Origin of the sequence: Streptomyces sp. N35, assembly GCF_016464295.1 — a bacterium.
Taxonomy (GTDB): Bacteria; Actinomycetota; Actinomycetes; order Streptomycetales; family Streptomycetaceae; genus Streptomyces.
Genome location: NZ_JAEIMH010000005.1, coordinates 41606 through 54199, shown reverse-complemented (window position 1 = coordinate 54199; position 12594 = coordinate 41606). Strand labels below are relative to the sequence as shown.

The 12594-nt window shown below is 69.1% G+C and carries 16 protein-coding genes and 1 pseudogene; 10 read left to right on the top strand and 7 right to left on the bottom strand.

Going from position 1 to position 12594, the window contains the following annotated elements; genetic code table 11:
* Positions 1-48: 48 nt before the first annotated feature.
* The gene (locus tag JAO81_RS04030) at positions 49-1167 is read right to left on the bottom strand and encodes a hypothetical protein (protein WP_199546341.1); all 1119 of its coding nucleotides are present in this window, start codon (positions 1165-1167) and stop codon (positions 49-51) included.
* Positions 1168-1299: 132 nt separating this feature from the next.
* Positions 1300-1713, bottom strand: a complete 414-nt coding sequence (locus JAO81_RS04025; RefSeq protein ID WP_199546340.1) for a hypothetical protein — start codon at positions 1711-1713, stop codon at positions 1300-1302.
* Positions 1714-1959: 246 nt separating this feature from the next.
* Between JAO81_RS04025 and JAO81_RS04020 the strand changes: the two genes are divergently transcribed.
* The 6 genes from JAO81_RS04020 to JAO81_RS03995 all read left to right on the top strand — a co-directional run bounded on the left by JAO81_RS04020 (position 1960) and on the right by JAO81_RS03995 (position 5349).
* A complete protein-coding gene (locus JAO81_RS04020; protein ID WP_199546339.1) occupies positions 1960-2202 on the top strand; it encodes a hypothetical protein in 243 nt (80 codons plus the stop codon).
* The gene (locus JAO81_RS04015) at positions 2202-2576 is read left to right on the top strand and encodes a toxin Doc (protein WP_199546338.1); all 375 of its coding nucleotides are present in this window, start codon (positions 2202-2204) and stop codon (positions 2574-2576) included. The genes JAO81_RS04020 and JAO81_RS04015 overlap by 1 nt, the downstream gene beginning before the upstream one ends.
* A 92-nt stretch (positions 2577-2668) precedes the next feature.
* Positions 2669-3142, top strand: a complete 474-nt coding sequence (locus JAO81_RS04010; RefSeq protein WP_199546337.1) for a hypothetical protein — start codon at positions 2669-2671, stop codon at positions 3140-3142.
* Positions 3143-3170: 28 nt separating this feature from the next.
* On the top strand, positions 3171-3485 hold the full coding sequence (locus tag JAO81_RS04005; protein WP_199546336.1) for a hypothetical protein: 315 nt from the start codon (positions 3171-3173) through the stop codon (positions 3483-3485).
* An 80-nt stretch (positions 3486-3565) separates the two neighbouring features.
* On the top strand, positions 3566-4132 hold the full coding sequence (locus JAO81_RS04000; protein WP_199546442.1) for a DNA-binding protein: 567 nt from the start codon (positions 3566-3568) through the stop codon (positions 4130-4132).
* Positions 4133-4173: 41 nt separating this feature from the next.
* Positions 4174-5349 (top strand): serine/threonine-protein kinase, encoded by a 1176-nt coding sequence (locus JAO81_RS03995; RefSeq protein ID WP_199546335.1) that lies wholly within the window; start codon positions 4174-4176, stop codon positions 5347-5349.
* Positions 5350-5898: 549 nt separating this feature from the next.
* On the opposite strand, the gene JAO81_RS03990 is transcribed toward JAO81_RS03995, so the two are convergent.
* The 4 genes from JAO81_RS03990 to JAO81_RS03975 form a co-directional block, all read right to left on the bottom strand.
* Entirely contained in the window at positions 5899-7185 is a 1287-nt protein-coding gene (locus JAO81_RS03990) for a hypothetical protein (RefSeq protein WP_199546334.1), read from the bottom strand.
* Between the two features lie 137 nt (positions 7186-7322).
* A complete protein-coding gene (locus tag JAO81_RS03985; RefSeq protein WP_199546333.1) occupies positions 7323-7754 on the bottom strand; it encodes a hypothetical protein in 432 nt (143 codons plus the stop codon).
* 92 nt (positions 7755-7846) lie between these two features.
* Positions 7847-8389 carry a DNA-binding protein gene (locus JAO81_RS03980; protein WP_199546332.1) on the bottom strand — a complete coding sequence of 181 codons (543 nt, stop codon included), beginning with the start codon at positions 8387-8389 and terminating at the stop codon, positions 7847-7849.
* A gap of 43 nt (positions 8390-8432) precedes the next feature.
* Positions 8433-8726, bottom strand: a complete 294-nt coding sequence (locus JAO81_RS03975) for an SH3 domain-containing protein (RefSeq protein WP_199546331.1) — start codon at positions 8724-8726, stop codon at positions 8433-8435.
* A 553-nt stretch (positions 8727-9279) separates the two neighbouring features.
* On the opposite strand from JAO81_RS03975, the pseudogene JAO81_RS42175 reads away from it, so the two are divergent.
* Positions 9280-9669, top strand: a pseudogene (locus JAO81_RS42175) (hypothetical protein); the annotation flags it as partial.
* 17 nt (positions 9670-9686) lie between these two features.
* Here the strand turns inward: JAO81_RS42175 and JAO81_RS03970 are convergent.
* A complete protein-coding gene (locus tag JAO81_RS03970) occupies positions 9687-10355 on the bottom strand; it encodes a bifunctional 2-polyprenyl-6-hydroxyphenol methylase/3-demethylubiquinol 3-O-methyltransferase UbiG (protein ID WP_199546330.1) in 669 nt (222 codons plus the stop codon).
* A 27-nt stretch (positions 10356-10382) separates the two neighbouring features.
* Between JAO81_RS03970 and JAO81_RS03965 the strand changes: the two genes are divergently transcribed.
* The 3 genes from JAO81_RS03965 to JAO81_RS03955 all read left to right on the top strand — a co-directional run bounded on the left by JAO81_RS03965 (position 10383) and on the right by JAO81_RS03955 (position 12542).
* Positions 10383-11222, top strand: coding sequence for an A24 family peptidase (locus JAO81_RS03965; protein ID WP_307813126.1), 840 nt, complete (start codon positions 10383-10385; stop codon positions 11220-11222).
* A 283-nt stretch (positions 11223-11505) separates the two neighbouring features.
* The gene (locus tag JAO81_RS03960) at positions 11506-11952 is read left to right on the top strand and encodes a hypothetical protein (RefSeq protein ID WP_199546329.1); all 447 of its coding nucleotides are present in this window, start codon (positions 11506-11508) and stop codon (positions 11950-11952) included.
* Between the two features lie 215 nt (positions 11953-12167).
* A complete protein-coding gene (locus tag JAO81_RS03955; protein WP_199546328.1) occupies positions 12168-12542 on the top strand; it encodes a hypothetical protein in 375 nt (124 codons plus the stop codon).
* Positions 12543-12594: the final 52 nt, after the last annotated feature.

The following is a 12594-nucleotide window of genomic DNA, read 5'->3' as shown; positions in this document are numbered from 1 at the left end:
TGCACCTAAGAAAGGTCGGGCGAGGGCGCCGTGATGCGTGTCGACGCTCTACCAGGTCTCGGCCCGCGGCCGCTCGGCGTTCTTGTACCAGCGGGCGAGCTCCGCGCGCCGCTCGTCTTCCGACATGTTCCGCCGGGCCGCACGGTCGGCTTCCTGCCGCGCCAGGTAGTCCTCGGGATAGACGACATCGACCGGCCGCACCCGCGCCTCGACAATCTCCTCGAGACCGGAGCATTGCCCGACGGCGGTGGCCAAGTCGGCGAGCACGGCGTCGCGTTGTGCGTGGCGCGCTCGGCACCCGGTGATCGGCTCGTACGCTTCCCAGCTGCCGTCCTGCTCGACCTTGGTCAGCAGCACCGCCAGGCGCAGGATGCTGTCGCCCTTGGGGACGCGCACGGTGTCGGTGGTCGCCCAGTGGTCGAGCACATGCGAGTCCGCCTGCACCAGCTCGCGGATCGACTCGCGCAGCTCGTCGATGACCGCCTGGGGCGTGGACGCGGTTCGCTCGGCGATCTCGAAGTCGAGACAGCGGCCGCGCCACAGCGAGTCTCCCTCGGTGCGCCAGAGCGTCAGGGTCGCCCATCGGGCCTCGGGGGTGGCGCGGAGCTCCGGATCGGGGTCGAGCTGGTGAAGGGCGAGGTCGAGGATCTGAGCGTCGGCGTCGTTGCCGGGATAGCCGATTCGGCGGAGCGCGTCGTACTGCTCGGGTGTGACGCTGAAGCGGACCTTCGTCTCCTCCACCGGCCCGTACGAGCCATCCGGCCGCTCTCCGAACGCGGTGCCGTAGTCCGCGTACAGGCTGGCCATCTGCGCCACCTGGCGGGCCCTGACATCGTCATGCAGTTCGTCACCGAACATGTCCGTTGCCAGCGCGAGCGCGGCCCCGACGTCGGTACGGGGCAGCCCTCCAAGCTCGAGCATCATCTTCGCCAGACGCCCTGCGAGGCCTTCGATCCGAGCCGCGTGATTCACACGGATGGCATAGAGCGAGTCGTACGTTCGCCGGCGAAACTCGTCACCCACCGCCTCCGCGGTCACTGTCTCCAGTGACATGCCGGTGACCTCCGCTCGGCGCCGCACGTGGTGGGCGGCGCGTCCCGACAGCCGGACGGTCACTTCCAAGTCGTCGTACAGGTCCTGCTGGTTGGTGAAGGAGGTGTTACCCATCGTGCTGGCCTTTCCTCGGAGAAGTGGACGTGCCACTGGTGTGAAGCCATGCGGGCTAGGCGGGGCGAGGGCGACAGCAGCGACCGAGCGGGTGCGCGCCGGCCGTGCCGTCTAGTTGCTGCGACATCCCGATCAGCGTCGGCGCGGTGGTATGTCGCCGCGCCGCCGGACCTGCCCGGCGACGAGCGCCATGTCGCCGCGGGTCCAGGCGGCGTGGCACGGCTCGCACACAGCCTTACGCCACGCACCGGCCCGGTCCCCTCGCGTGCGGATCCGCCCCGGCTCGCCGCAGAACTCGCAGGTGGCCGAGGCGTTCCGTTCGGCCTCAGCGACCAGCTCGTGGACACGGGCGGCGTACTCGCGGGGCACGGGGTCCAGGGCTAGGCGGAGACCGCCGAACTTCTCCTTGAGGTAGAGCACCGAGTAGTCGCCGGCCATGGCGCTCAGCTGCTCGTGGAGGCGTTGCAGGAGAAGACTCCAGCCGGGTCCGATCTCCCAGTGCTGGTCAGGGATCTGGCGCGGGTAAGACGAGCCGGGCAGTTCCATGGCGGCGACCGTACGCGGGGTCACTGACAACCCAGTCCGGGGCGCTCGCGCTGGTAGGTGATTGAACGCACAAGAGCCCCGCTAGTGCGGGGCCCAGGGCTCACCGGAGATCTCGTCTCCTACTGGAGAGCCTACCCGTGTTCTCGGCTCGGGCCCCCTGGAGCGGATGAGCTGCCCCACGCACCCCGCAATACGCTCCCCGGGGACTCCCTCCCATGCCTGGTACCAAGTAGGTACCGTGGAGGTATGCCATCGCTGAATGTGTCTTTCGAAGACGAGGAGATGCCCGGACTGCGCGCGGCCGCGGCCGCCGAGGGCAAGAGCCTCAAGCAGTACCTACACGACCTCGGGGTCCGTGAACCGCAGCGGCTGCAGTTCGTCGCCGGCGCGCAGACCTGGGCGGACAAACTGCGCGGCGAGTTCGACGAGCAGTTCCCCGAGGAGATCCCGCCCGCCAGCCGCACGGTCCAGGGCGCTGACGCCGCCTGATGATCCTCTACGTCGATGTTGCCTGGCTGCTGGACGTCCAGGAACAAGCCGTCCCCGAAGACGTGTCCGTCACCGACTACTCGGCGCTGGTCGCCGCGGTGGCCCGGCACAAGACGAAGATGCCCACCCTGGCGGCCTCGGACCCGGACGCGGCCTGGCGCGCGGCCGCGCTCCTCCACACCATCGTCCGCCTGGAGCCGCTGCCGCACCGCAACTCCCTGTTCGCCGCCATCGTCGCGGCCCAGTACATGGGCCAGTCCGGCGAAGCGATCGACCCCCCGTACGGCGCCTTGTCCGACCTCGTCCGAAAGATCAACAGCGGGGGAGTGGACCTCTACGCGGCGGCCGAGCAACTCCGCGTCTGGCGCATCTGATCCCCACTGCGACCTGCACGGATGCGCTCGGTAGTCGCGACGACGTAGGCGCTCATATCGAGACCCGGCCTGCAGTGGGCGACACTGCCCTCATGAGCGCAGCGGTAGTGGAGACCGAACTGGCGAAGTTCCTGGCCGACCCCGAGCCGTTGCTGGCCGTCCTGCACGGGGCCCAGAAGATCAAGCTGCGGTGCACAGGCGGCGAGGGCCTCATCCTGAATACGGCGCTGCGCGCCGACCAGGACGCGCCGGTGCTCATCGCGACGCGCAGGATGGCCGCTGCGATGCTGCGCACCTCGGCGGGGCGCGCGCTGTTCCTGGATGTACTGCCAACGGTCTTTCCCTGGGCGCGGTTCCTGTCCGCGAGCGACGTGCGTGACTTCGCCGTGGAACTTGCCCACGCCCTCGACACCGACGACCCGGCGGATACCAGCATCGTGGCCCAGCTCATCGCCGAGTGGCAGCACACCGCCGAGGTGCAAGCCGACCCTGAGTTGTACGCGGTGCTGACCACCGACTCCCCGGGGGACTTCGGGCCTGTACCTGAACCGGGGAGCGCCGAGTAGGCCGTCACTGGAACGTAGGATGGGCCGCATGGCCGTTGACTCTGTTTTCCCTGCTGACCTGCTCAAACTGGCGGAGGAAAGGTCCCGGCTGGATGCCGAGATTGCCTCGGTGCCGCACGCCGTGGTGGTGTTGTCCGACAACGTCACCGAGGTGCCGCGCCGGCGTACCACAGCCGCGTACGACGCCGAGTTGACCGCGAAGCTCGCCGCACTGCGCGAGCGCCGCCTCGAAGTCGTTACCGCGATCGTGACCCACGAGCACTGGGCCCAGTACGAGGCCGGACCGGACGTGGTCGAGGCGCGCACACGGTTTCGCCACCTCACGGCGCAGCCGGCCGCCTGAAGCCCCGCTGCCCCACTCCGGACGTGTCTGAACTTCCGTATGATGCAGGCCGGTTCGCGCGCAAAGGGGGGCCTGCCGTGCTGGACGAGGCGCATCAAGACGCCTGCGCGAAGGCGAAAGAATTGCAGCGTGCGTGGTACGGGCGCCCGCTCGGCGAGATCTTCAAGGACCTCCTTCATGATCTCCGTCTGAACCAGGTCCGCCTGGCCGGCGTGCTCGGCCTGTCGGCGCCGATGCTGTCGCAGTTGATGTCCGGGCAGCGTGCGAAGATCGGCAACCCGGTGGTGATGCAGCGCCTCAGCGCCCTGCAAGCGCTCGCCTCGCAGGCCGCGAAGGGCGCGCTCGGCCCGGCCGAGGTCGCTCAGAAGATGGACGAGATCAAGCTGCTGCAGGACAGCGCGGTGCTGTCCGCCCGCCCGCGGGCGTCCGCGGACTCGGTGTCTGGTGGCGTCGATGCGGCGGCCGCGCGGCGCGTGGTCCGCGAAGTGCAGGGGCTGCTGCGCGAGGTCGCTGACGCCCGCGATCTCCTTGCGGCCGCGGCCGTGCTCAAGGCGACGCATCCGCAGCTGGCCCAGTTCCTGGCCGTGTACGGCGCCGGCCGCACCGACGAGGCGCTCGCCCACTACCTCGGGCACCAACACACGTAGTACAGGATCCGATCAACGACCGCGAACGACTGGGGGAGACGATGGGCGCGGGCACACTGTTCGCAGGACGGTACGTTCTCGTGGACGAGCTCGGGCAAGGCGCCTTCGGCCTCGTCTACCGCGCCTGGGACATCCGCGAACAGCGGTACGTCGCGGCGAAGATGCTGCAGCAGTCCCAGGCCCACAACCTGCTTCGGTTCGTCCGTGAAGGCGCCCGCCGCATCGAGCATCCGCATGTGCTGGCACCGTCCGGATGGGCCGCGGCCGACGACAAGGTTCTCATCGCGATGGACCTGGCCGGCGGCGGCACACTGGCGAGTCTCGTCGGCGACTACGGGCCCCTGCCGCCCCGCTACGTCGCCACCCTCGTCGACCAGCTGCTGGCCGGACTTGAGGCCGTGCACGGGATGCGGATCGTGCACCGCGACATCAAGCCCGGCAACCTGCTGCTCGAGGCCACCGGGCAAAAACAGACGCTGCTGCGGATCGCGGACTTTGGCCTCGCCCACCAGGACGGCGATGTGCGCATGACCCAGGTGCATCAGGTCATCGGCACCCCCGGCTATATCGCCCCCGAGCAGTACGACGGCGCCGAACCCGACCCGCAGGCCGACCTGTTCGCCGTCGGCGTCGTCGCCCTCTACCTCCTCCAAGGACAACACCCCGACACCCCGGCCCTCGTCCGCGCCTACACCGACGACGGAACGCCACCTGCCGCCCCCGAGCAGGTTCCTGAACCGTGGTGGCAGGTCATTTCCCAACTGCTACACCCCGACCCGCTGCAGCGCCTCGCCACTGCGCACCAGGCCCGCGAGGCCCTCACGGCGATCGCCCCGCAGCTGCCAGAGCCGGACAGCGACAGCATCATCGAGGTGTTCGACCAACTCGCGCCTCTGCCCGACGGCTTCGGCCGCCAGGGCCCGCTCACCACCGAGCCTCAGCCAGCTGCCGAGCCCGATTTCTTCACCGGCGTGACCGCGCAACTGCGCAGACCCCAGGCCGCCGCAGCCGACGCCGCGCTCTCACAGCCGGCCTCCGCGCCGGCTCCGGCCCCGTCATCGACCGCCACAACTGCCCGCCTGACCGCGCCGGTGGCGCCCGCGGTCGACTTCCAGCCCGCAGCGCGGGAGAGCGGACTGCCGACCGGGACGGGCTGGCTCACCGGAATCGGATTCCTGTTGATCGCCGTGGGAATCTGGGCCTGGCTCCAGGCCTGATCAACGGATCCCTAGGATCACGGCCATGATCAGACCGATATCCGGCCCTGCCAGACCACGACACCTGGCCTACTCACTGTGCGTGGTGGCACTCATGTCCCTGGCTTGGTACGCAGTGCAGCCGGTCTATCAGGACTGCGTCTACATCAGCTTCGAACCCATGTCGCACGAGGAAGCGATCGACGCAGGCCTTTGCCCGCCGCCAGAGATGCGCTGGGAAACGTGGACCAACTGAACTCCCTCCCGATAGTCCGAGACAAGTCCATCACCGTCGCACGGTGATGCCGCCTGCGCGCGCGGAACACATACTGCAGCCGCGGGCGACACAGGTGCACCAGGGCAGATCTGTCCAACTTGCCCTTCGGTGAACTGGGCGACAAGCGATATCCACGGCTGGCCGATCCCACATGCGCACCCCTCGCGGCGACCGTACGGTCGGCGGTGGGCGACGACAGGACCGAAGCCCAAGGCCCTGCATTTCGCACGTGATGCAGGGCCGCTCACTTTTTCCGGCGGGGGAGGGTCTGGTCGGTGGCGGTGTTCTGTCCGCTACGACGTGCGGCGGGCGCGCGCTACGCGTGCACCGGCGACGGCAAGGAGAAGCGTCCCCGTGCCGAAGGCGCCGATCGCCAGGGGCTTCATCCCGCCATTGCCGGTGTCCTCGGCTGCCGAAGGGGCCTTGGGCGTTGGTGAGGGATTCGCTCCGGGCAAGTGGAAGATGCCTGGATCTCCCGCGTACGCGGGCTGGTTGCGGGCCGTGCCGTCGACGGTCAGGCGCACCGTCAGTTTCAGCGGATCCTTGCCCCAGGTGGTCGCGAGTTCGGGGGAGGCGGTCACCTTCACGTAGTACCAGCCGGGAAACCGCATTGCCGCGTCTGTGCGCTGGCGGGCTGAACGGTTCTTGTACGCGACGGCCGGCAGGTCCTCGACATCCGCGGTGGCCGCTTCGCCGCGGTAGCCACTGACGGCTGTATCGGCGTGCATGCGGGCCGGGTTGTACACCGACACCGACAGGGCGCTCGCCACGTACGAGCCCTTGCGGCTCGCGGCGAGCTCCGCGGCCACCGTCAGCCGCTGCCCCCAGCCGACCGGCACCCGGTAGAACCGCGACTGCCCCGCGCTGATGCCGCTGGTCGCAGTGCCCGACGGAACGGGTGCGGCGAGGGCGAACCCGGTCCCACCCTCCACCGAGGCTGGCGCGCCCGTCGGCTTCGCTGGCTTGGTGTCCGGCGCGGCATCGGACGGCCCGCCCGCGCCCGCCTTCTTCAGCGGGGCCTCGACATCAACACGGAGATCAAGTTGCCACGGAGCGGCATCAGCACCCCGGCTCGAGCGCGAGATGGCAACGTAATATGTGCCCGCTTCCTGGCACTTCGCCTCCGTCTCGCCGTCCGCAGCTTCGATGGTGCGGATCGCTGAAACGGCGAGCGGCTGCGCGAACCCGTTCGCGAACCCCTGACTCTGCCGATCACAACTGGCGCCCTCGGCATCCATGATGCTGACCTGGAGCGAGTGCAGCGCCGTCAGCTCGCCGCCCGACTCGGGCACGGCGACCGCCGACACGTACGCGTTCGAGCGCGCGTCGAGCGCGACGCGGAAGTACACCGGGTCGCTGCCTGCGAGCGTGCTGCGATACGGATCTCCTTCGGTTAACTCGGGGCCGCTGAGCATGCTGGAACTACCCGTGACCGTCTGCGCCTTCGGGTCATACCCGTACGTCGCCGGCGGATCTTCCGCTTCTTCGTGCGCGCTCGCTGCTCCCGGCACCGCGCAGACCATCAGGACCGCCGCCGCTCCTGCTGCTATCTGTCGCAGGAGCCCCCACCCCGCTGCCACGCGCACTCCCTCATCCCTCAACTGCCGACGTCTCGCGTCTCGCGTCTCACCGCTCACGGCCACCTCACGGGTGCCAGGTGTGAGCGCCATCCTGCCGCGCATGACGCCGGATGTCTTGCGGACGAGGGCTCAACCGGTCAGCCGGCTCCGTGCCCGGCTGCACGTTCAACGGCCTCCAGGAGGCGGGGGATTCGCTGCGGAACGGGCCGCAGGTGCTCAAGCACCAATGTCCACGGGACGATCGTGCGCTGCTGGCCGTCCTCGCCGACGACATCGATCACAAACTCCCAGCCAGTGGGCAGCGCGTCGTCCAGCCGGGCACGGCACGTGGCACCGTAGATCTCTTGGAGGACCACCGTGACGAACGCGATCAGGTCGGAGTGCAGGGTGATCCAGTCGTCGGTCTCGAGCTCCCGGATGGGCAGGCGCATCACGTACTCGTCCAGGGCATCCACGGCGCTGCGCGGATCTACATCGAACGCGGCAGCCGCCTCCCCACCGGCGTAGACTTCGATCAAGCTTCGGATAGCTGGCCGGGCTCCCCGCGTGAACTCGTCGATGTCGATCACAGCTTGAGTCTGGCACAGCGGAGATCAGCCAGGGCCGACAGCCCGGGTCCCCGCACCCGTGCTCGACCGCTGCCCTTTCGGCCGCGCCGTGCTCACTGATGGCGCGTGAAGTGCGCCAGCGCATCGCGCGTGCGGCCGGTCCCATACACCCGCAGCACTTCGGCAATCTCCGGGTATTCGTCCTCGAGGAGCGCCACGGCCTGGAGCAGTTCCGGGCCGCTCGCCAAGGACTGCAGCAGGCCCTGGATGTCCCGCACGGCGCGCTTGAGCGTGGGGTTGCCGGGCACGTTGGCGCCGCGCGGCGGAGGGATGAAGCCCGCCACGTTCACGGCCCGGATCTCCTCCATGCGTCCGATCGCGTCCTCGCGCGAGACGTGTCCGGCCGCGACCTCGTCGGCCAACTCGCCCAGCAGGTGGGCGCGCTGTTGCACGCTCGGGTTCTGCATCAGCACCCGGAACCCGCTGATCAACTGCGACAGCATCGCCGGGGACTGGCCGAGTACGGTGGCGAGCCGCGTTTGGTTCAGCTCTAGGACCTTCATGATTCGGCCGAACGTCACCCCCAGCGGCTCGCCATAGTGATCACGCTGCTTTCGCTGGCCGCGCGCGAGCGCCTCAGCACGCACAGGATCCATTGGCTACCGCCCCACGGCTGATGCGATCACGCTCGTGTGCTGCTCAGTTGAGCTGCATACAGGTGTCGGCCTGGAGCAGGCGCTTGGAGATCCAGCCCGTGGTTCCCTCCTTGAGCCCGTTGCTGCGGCGGTTCCCAAGGCGGGCCCCGGAGCCCCCCTGCAGGCCCACCTTGTCCCAGTCGCGGCGCCGCTGCGCGCCGCTCACTGGATCGCCCTTTCGCAGCAGGCCGAGCGTGGTGTACCCGGAGCCGGGCCCGGTGCGCAGCCGCGCCCCGTCGGTAGTGACCGAGTAGCCGCACTTGTTCGGCCACTGCGCGGTCACCGCAGACGGGCTCACCGTCACGGCTGTATTCGCTGCAGGCATTGCGGTGGTCAAGGTCGCTGCCACGAAGGCGGCGGTCATCAGGATTCGGTTTGGCACGATCCGTCAACCACAGGGTCGGCGGGCGGTCACGCACACACCGCGATCATCACCAGGACGAGCGACTGCTCTGCCACGGCGCGGCCATTGGCTCAGGGTGGTATTTCAGCCACACTCCGTGCCCAGGGCGGCTCCGGGGGCTCCCGATGCCCAGCAACTCAGCTGTTGTGCAGGCGACTTGATGGACGGGCGCGAGAGCGGCAGGCGGTTCCAGCCAATACGCCCGGCATATGCCGACGATCACATGGTGTGAGCGGACAATAGCCGTACGGAATCGGGGTGCCGATCGGCATGTCCTCCTATCGCCCGCATGCTCGACCAGCCCCGGGCGGGACGGCGACCCAACCCCGACTCGCACACGACGCGTCCCACCTGCCGTGGGACGCCGGCGAACCGGTCCCGCCCGCACCTGCGCGCGACACACACTCACCGCGCCAGCCGTCGGGGACGGACCGCAGATGGGGGCGGCGTGCACGAAGAATTCCTCTGCGAGATCACCGGATACGGTGTATGCGGCGGCCAGCTGGTGGGCGTTCCGCTGGGAACCTACCGGGCACCGAGCCTGCCGCTCGCGCTGTGGTGGCTACGCGAACGCGCGACCTGGATCGCCGAGCGCCTTGACCCCACCCCGAACACGGCCGGCATACCGGCGGGCGTTTTGTTCCCGCTGCCGCGCGATGCCCCCGATGTTCCAGGGCAGTTGAGGGCCTGGCGGGACAACGCCGCCGAGCAGTCCCAGGCGGGGCTCGTCCTGGAGTATGGGCAGCTGTTGCGGTTCATCGCCCGCGACGCGACGACCGAGTTCGAACTGCTCGCAGAGTCGGTCGACGCGATCCGTATGAAGCGCGCGCTCGGCGCACCGCCGCACGCCGGAGATCACACTCCCCTTGCGGTCAGAAGGAGCGTGCCGACATCGCCTGCCACCGGCGGCGGGACGACCTCGGCGGCAGGGTTATCCAGGCCGGCACGCGCCATCAGGCTCACCCAGCGCCGTGGGGTGTACGCGTAGCGATAGTGGAAGTGCGCGCGCCCCTTGAAGCCGTCGCCGTACATGCCCTGCGGCCCGTACGCGCCGGGGATCGGCGGCGCATGTGCAGCCACGAACCGGCCGCCAGGGGCCAGGTGCTGAGCGATGAGCGGCAGAAGGATCTGCGGGTCGGTGAACCAGACCGCGCCCCAGGAGGAGTAGATCGCGTCCCACCGCTCAGTACTTGCCGTCAGGTAGGCGACGGCCTCGCTGCACACGAAGGTCACCCTCCCCGCGCCGGACCAGTGGCGCGTCGCCGTCTCGACCATCACCGGCGACAGATCGACCCCGGTCACGGTCATACCCTGCGTCGCCAGAAATGCGGCTTCCCGCCCCGGCCCGGATCCGAGGTCGAGCACCGTGGCGGGCGCGCCCAGGAGCTCGATGCCCGGCCCGTGATCGGCACCCCACTGTGTCCACGCGAACACCGCCTCGGTCTCCGCGCTCGTGTCGTTCTTCGGGGCAGCGGCGTACCGGTCCCACATTTCGCGCTCCACGTCGTGGTCGTGACGTGCCATCGATCGCCTCCTCACCACTGACGGCGCATGCCGCAACACCACGCCGATTCGGGCGCGTTGATCCCGCTCATCACGGCAGGCCAGACCCTCGTGAACAAGATCGATGCCCCGTACGCTCGGGCGATGCACATAGTTCCCGTGCTCGTCGCGGCCGTCTACGGCGCCGTGGCGGGCCTGCTGCTACCCAGCGCGGCGTATCGGCTGGCCGTTCCCGCCGGACAGCCGCGCCGCACCACCTGTCCCGAGAAGCACGTTCTGGCCGGATGGCGCGGCCCCGCTCGCTGCCGCTCCTGCGCCGCGCACGCGACAGGGCGGCGAGCGCGGGATGCTCCCGGCGTGCGGACCGCTGCCTTCGCGGTGACTACCGGCGTGCTGTGCGGCGCACTGGCGGCCGCGGCCCCCTCTGCCGGGGCCGTGGCGGCGGTCGCTGTGACGCCGGTACTGGTCTTGCTGGGCTGGATCGACCACGTCGTACACCGCCTTCCAGACGTCCTGACGCTGCCCTTGGCCGCAGCCGTCGCTGTCCTGCTCGGCGCCGGCGCTGCCGTGTCGCACAACCTGGGCCCATTCACGCGGGCGCTGCTGGCCGGGCTCGTCCTGTCCGGCGCGTATTTCCTGATCTTTCTCATCAACCCGAGCGGCATCGGCTTCGGAGACGTCAAGCTTGCCCTGCCGCTGGGCATGTTGTTCGGCTGGCACGGCTGGCTCTTCGTTGCGCTGGGCGCCTTCGCGGGCCAACTTCTCGCAGCGCTCTACGGCACGGTGTTGGTCCTTTCGCGGCACGCGGGCCGCTCCACCCGGATCGCTCTGGGCCCGTTCATGATCACGGGCGGGTTCGTCGGCATCCTGCTCGGCAGTTGGGCCTGATTCGTTCGGCTGCTCGTGTGACTTGGTGATCACGTTCTTCAGCACTGGGCAGCGCCCTGACAAGATCCGCCGCATGGCCGCCCCACCACCCACCGAGGCGCAGAAGCAGGAACTACACGACGATCGGTCCGCTCATCGCGATTGGCTGCGCGATAACGAGATCACTGAGCACCCATTCCCGATGAAGGAGAACCCCTTCAACGGGATTGCCCTTTCAACTTTGCTTGACCCCGGGGCGGCCCCGTCCGTGTGTCGCGCACTGCTAGCCGGTCTTGATCCAACGATGGACACGGACGAAGTCCTGTCCGTGACGGCCTACTGGCCATCCAGCGGGGTCGACCTTGTGATCGAGGTCGAGCTCCGCACGCGTTGCGAAGTCATCGTGGTCGAGCACAAGCGATTTGACTCCCCGTCGCACCGTCCGGGATACAAGACCAAGGACAACGCGCCATGGCAGACCGACGCGGCCTACGACGCAGCGACCGGTGCCACGAAGCGCCCACCCCGCTGGATGCGCCGGACCGACGCGGACCATCCCGTGAAGTTCGTCGTACTCGACGGGTACGGCAAGTCCATGGACCAGCTCTACCCCGACGGGCTGCACAACAAGAAGTGGTCCGTGACCAGCTATCCGCAGCTCGGGAGGGTTCTGCGGGCCGAACACGATCGGGGCGTGGGCGGACTGGTTCCGCTGCTGGCCACTCTGTACTCCGGCAGCCCCGAACGTTAGGGCCGAGGGTTCGGCCCCGGGATCAGGCGCTGCGCGGGGCCGCACCACCCGGATTGCCTTGGGCTCGTTCATGATCGCCCATGGATTCGTCGGGATGCTGCCGGCAGTGAGCCTGACGCCCACCCGGCGCCGAGGAGCGTGGGTGGGTTCCCCGGTGCAGGTGAACTGATCACCTGCACCGGAAGAACCAGAGCAAAGTCCGTAGCGTGATGGTCATGCGAATGTGGGTCACGGTGTTCCGGTGCGACTGGCCTGACTGCGGTGCCCAGTTGGTCGCACCCACGGTTGTCCGGCGAGAGGCACAAGGCTTTGCCCGCGCCCGCGGGTGGCTGCGGACTGCCGACGACGCCGAACAACACTTCTGCGGTGGCGGCCGGCCACGGGCTCGCGGTGGTCATGCCGAGCTCGTCCTCGACTCGCACCTGCCTGCACTGATCCGGCTGCCCGCCCCGTGGCACGGATGGTCGGTCAACTGCTGGTGCGGCTGGTCGGGATCCAAGACCCTGACCGTGTCGTTCGCGGACAGCCCCGCCGAGGCGCGCGAGCGCTGGGCCGGCCACCTGCCTGCGGCCGGCTCCGCGGCCGCATAAGGCATACGGCCCTACCACGCGGGCGCCTGGCGCGGAACACCTGGCATGTCTG

What these genes read in the sequence shown, in the direction of transcription:
- JAO81_RS03955 (WP_199546328.1), top strand. Translation starts at nt 12,168, where the DNA reads ATGCGAATGTGGGTCACGGTGTTCCGGTGCGACTGGCCTGACTGCGGT.
- JAO81_RS03965 (WP_307813126.1), top strand. Translation starts at nt 10,383, where the DNA reads ATGCCGCAACACCACGCCGATTCGGGCGCGTTGATCCCGCTCATCACG.
- JAO81_RS03970 (WP_199546330.1), bottom strand. Translation starts at nt 10,355, where the DNA reads ATGGCACGTCACGACCACGACGTGGAGCGCGAAATGTGGGACCGGTAC.
- JAO81_RS04005 (WP_199546336.1), top strand. Translation starts at nt 3,171, where the DNA reads ATGGCCGTTGACTCTGTTTTCCCTGCTGACCTGCTCAAACTGGCGGAG.
- JAO81_RS04030 (WP_199546341.1), bottom strand. Translation starts at nt 1,167, where the DNA reads ATGGGTAACACCTCCTTCACCAACCAGCAGGACCTGTACGACGACTTG.
- JAO81_RS04010 (WP_199546337.1), top strand. Translation starts at nt 2,669, where the DNA reads ATGAGCGCAGCGGTAGTGGAGACCGAACTGGCGAAGTTCCTGGCCGAC.
- JAO81_RS04015 (WP_199546338.1), top strand. Translation starts at nt 2,202, where the DNA reads ATGATCCTCTACGTCGATGTTGCCTGGCTGCTGGACGTCCAGGAACAA.
- JAO81_RS03995 (WP_199546335.1), top strand. Translation starts at nt 4,174, where the DNA reads ATGGGCGCGGGCACACTGTTCGCAGGACGGTACGTTCTCGTGGACGAG.
- JAO81_RS03980 (WP_199546332.1), bottom strand. Translation starts at nt 8,389, where the DNA reads ATGGATCCTGTGCGTGCTGAGGCGCTCGCGCGCGGCCAGCGAAAGCAG.
- JAO81_RS03960 (WP_199546329.1), top strand. Translation starts at nt 11,506, where the DNA reads ATGGACACGGACGAAGTCCTGTCCGTGACGGCCTACTGGCCATCCAGC.
- JAO81_RS04025 (WP_199546340.1), bottom strand. Translation starts at nt 1,713, where the DNA reads ATGGAACTGCCCGGCTCGTCTTACCCGCGCCAGATCCCTGACCAGCAC.
- JAO81_RS04020 (WP_199546339.1), top strand. Translation starts at nt 1,960, where the DNA reads ATGCCATCGCTGAATGTGTCTTTCGAAGACGAGGAGATGCCCGGACTG.